The sequence below is a fragment of the Micromonospora sp. URMC 105 genome, assembly GCF_051386295.1.
Lineage (GTDB): Bacteria > Actinomycetota > Actinomycetes > Mycobacteriales > Micromonosporaceae > Micromonospora.
The window spans coordinates 1-1,883 of record NZ_JBPQTL010000195.1; the positions used below are offsets into that span (position 1 = coordinate 1).

Consider the following 1,883-nt stretch of genomic DNA (forward strand, 5'->3'; position numbering starts at 1 on the left):
TCGAGCCGGTCGCCGAGGATCACCGCGCCGGCCCGGACGAGCTGGGCCAGCCGGTCCACCTCGGTGGAGTGGAACGCGGCCGGGGCGAGCGGCTCGGTGTGCTCGCGCGCGACCACCAGCACCAGCCCGGCCCGGCCGAACGGCGCGATCGCGTAGTGGCTGCCGTCGGCGCCGGTCAGCGCCCGGGCCCGCAGCGGCGTCACCTCGGGCAGCAGCGGGGGCTGGGGCGCCCGCCAGCTCGCGTGCGCCACGGTCGCCGTTCCCCCGCCGCTGCGCGAGGCCCAGTCCAGCGGCACCACCGCGGCCACCGCCCAGTCGGCGGCGAGCAGACCGGGTACCGCGTCGACCAGGGTGGCCACCCCGTCGGCGGGGTTCGCGGCGACCTGGGCCAGCAGCTCCGCGTCCTGGCCGGTGGTGGTGGGCGCGCCGATCGCCCGCCAGACGCCGTCCACGCGTACCCCGGGGATGGCGGACAGGCCCGCCATCAACCGCTCCACCCGGGCGGCGCCGGGCCAGACCACGGTGAAGTCGTCCACGGCCCGCCCGCCGAGCCGTTCCAGGACGACCACCTGGACGATGTCGGCGCCGGAGACGCCGAGCGTACGGGCCACCTGGCCGAGCGTGCCGGGTCGGTCCGGCAGGGTCACCCGAACTCTCAGCAACATGTCTGTCCCTCCGCTCGGCGGGCCGGCCGTGGCGGCCGGCGGGCTGGACACCAGCCTGCGCGGTGACCATTTCGTCCCTGTTGCAGCGGCATGTCCCGGGAGGAAAACCCGGCTTGACAAGAAAGCTGAGCTGCCATCAACTATCCGGATGACCGATCCGGCCGTCGACGCGCTCCGGCCGGGAAGTTCTCCGGCCTCCCCCGCCTCCGCCACCGCGCCCACCGGGTCCCCGAAGGGCCTTGATCTCGACCGGCTCGCCGCTTACCTGGGCACCCACCGGCCCGAGCTGGCTGACGCGCCGCTGGCGGCCACCCTGATCGCCGGGGGCAAGTCGAACCTGACCTACCTGCTGCACGCCGGCGAGCGGGAGCTGGTGCTGCGCCGTCCGCCGCTCGGGCACGTGCTGGCCACCGCGCACGACATGGCCCGCGAGTTCCGGGTGATCTCCGCCCTCACGCCCACCGACGTGCCGGTCCCCGCAGCGGTGCTGCTCTGCGCCGACACCGACGTGATCGGGGCGCCGTTCTACCTGATGGAGCGGGTCCGGGGCGAGGTGTTCCGCAGCCGCGCCCAGACCGACCCGCTCCGCCCGGAGCAGCGGCGCGAGCTGGCCCTGGCGATGATGGACACCCTCGCCGCCCTGCACACGGTCGACCCGGCCACGGTCGGGCTGGGCGACTTCGGCCGCCCCGAGGGCTACCTGGGCCGGCAGGTGCGCCGCTGGGCCGGCCAGCTCGACCGGTCCCGCAGCCGTCCCCTGCCCGGCATCGACGAGCTGCGCGACCTGCTCGCCGGCACCGTGCCGGAGGGGGCGAACGCCGGCCGGATCGTGCACGGCGACTACCGGCTGGACAACCTCCTCGCCACCGTCGACCCGGTGTCGGTGCGCGCCGTGCTCGACTGGGAGATGGCCACCCTCGGCGACCCGCTGGCCGACCTCGGCCTGCTGCTGACGTACTGGGACGTGCTGGGCGACAGCGACCTCGCCACCGGCAACCCCGTCGCCGACGGCCTCGGCCCGCGCGCCGGGTTCCCCACCGGCGCCGAGCTGATCGAGCGGTACGCGGGCCGCAGCGACGTCGACGTCGGGCCGCTGCACTGGCACGTCGCACTCGGCTGCTTCAAGCTCGCGGTGATCTGCGAGGGCATCCACTACCGGCACACCCTCGGGCAGACGCTCGGCCCCGGCTTCGACCGCATCGGCGACATGGTCGCCCC

Annotated in this window: 2 protein-coding genes; one reads left to right on the plus strand and one right to left on the minus strand. The window is 75.4% G+C overall.

The genetic code is table 11. The features are described from left to right. A partial coding sequence (locus tag ACSNN7_RS28860) for an amino acid-binding protein (protein ID WP_436684204.1) occupies nt 1-665 on the minus strand: 665 nt, incomplete at its 3' end. Nucleotides 666-813: 148 nt separating this feature from the next. On the opposite strand from ACSNN7_RS28860, the gene ACSNN7_RS28865 reads away from it, so the two are divergent. After that, nucleotides 814-1,883: phosphotransferase family protein (locus ACSNN7_RS28865; RefSeq protein WP_436684205.1), on the plus strand; the 1,070-nt coding region annotated here is incomplete at its 3' end.